Source organism: Bradyrhizobium sp. ORS 375 (assembly GCF_000239775.1).
Classification (GTDB): Bacteria; Pseudomonadota; Alphaproteobacteria; order Rhizobiales; family Xanthobacteraceae; genus Bradyrhizobium.
This window is the reverse complement of sequence record NZ_CAFI01000278.1, coordinates 1-1131: the sequence shown is the minus strand read 5'-3', so window position 1 is coordinate 1131 and position 1131 is coordinate 1. Positions and strand designations below refer to the sequence as shown.

The window sequence follows — 1131 nt, the reverse complement described above, 5'->3', positions numbered from 1 at the left end:
GCGCCGATCCGGCAACTGTTACGTTGATGGAGCGACCGTATAAGTTTTTCGGTCGCGCATCATGGCGTTGAGTATGGTCAAGAGCTTCCTGGCGACGGCGATGAGGGCGAGCTTGGCGGGTTTACCGGCCTGGCGCAGTCGGTTGTAAAAGATCTTGAAGCGATCGGCGCGGCGGACGGCGTTGAGGGCGGCCATGTAGAGGGCGTCGCGGACGCGCTTTCGGCCGCCGCCGATCTTGCGCTTGCCACGATAAGCCCCGCTATCGCGGTTAAAGGGAGCCAAGCCCGCAAGAGCGGCCACTTCCTTCGGCCCGAGATGGCCGAGTTCGGGCATCTGGGCGATGAGTTGCATGCAGGCGACGGGTCCCACACCAGGCACGGAGCGCATCAGCTGTGCCTGTTCCGCAAGCACCGGCTCGGCTTTGATGAGGGCGCTGATCTCGGCCTCGATCTCGACGATCTCGTCATCAAGGACCTCGATCAGTCGGCTGATGCGTTCGGCCATGGCGCGGTCCTCAGCCTCGCTGCGGCGGTTCTTTTCCTGGGCGCGCATGGCAACCAGTTGATCCCGCCGCTTTGCAAGCCTCGCGAGAGCGCTTTGGGCAGGCGTCACGGCCTGCTCGGTGGCTGGTTGCATGGCGCGCCCAAAGGCTGCCAGCGTTCGCGCGTCGATCGGATCGGTCTTGGCGAGTTGGCCGCTGGCACGGGCGAAGTCGCGAGCTCGAGCCGGGTTGATCCGCGCAAAGCGGATGCCGGACCGACGCAGGGCCTCGCGCAGATCGAGGTCATAGACACCCGTGGCCTCAAAAACCACCAGCACATCGCATCGCCAACGCGCCACCAGCTGTGCGATGGCTTGTGGCGCGTTGGCGATGCGCTCCGGCGTCCCCACGGCTTCATCAAAAATATCGAGATAGGGTTTGCAAACGTCGATTCCGACGCAACGAAGAGGTACGATCACGGTGCCTGTCCCTGTGATGCGAGGTCTGTTGGCGCAGCCTCGTGCAACTGTTCAGGTTGAAAGATGGAACGGGCGGGAGACCGAGCCGGCTCACGGCGTCTAGCGCCAAGGACCCAACGGCTTCCCGCCCACCATCATCATGGCAGACTTTTCAGACACAGGGACCCATAC

At 63.4% G+C, this 1131-nt stretch carries 1 protein-coding gene; it reads right to left on the bottom strand.

All coding sequences use genetic code 11. The features are described from left to right. Window positions 1–18: 18 nt before the first annotated feature. Window positions 19–960 carry an IS110 family transposase gene (locus BRAO375_RS20145; protein ID WP_009029289.1) on the bottom strand — a complete coding sequence of 314 codons (942 nt, stop codon included), beginning with the start codon at window positions 958–960 and terminating at the stop codon, window positions 19–21. Window positions 961–1131 lie beyond the last annotated feature (171 nt).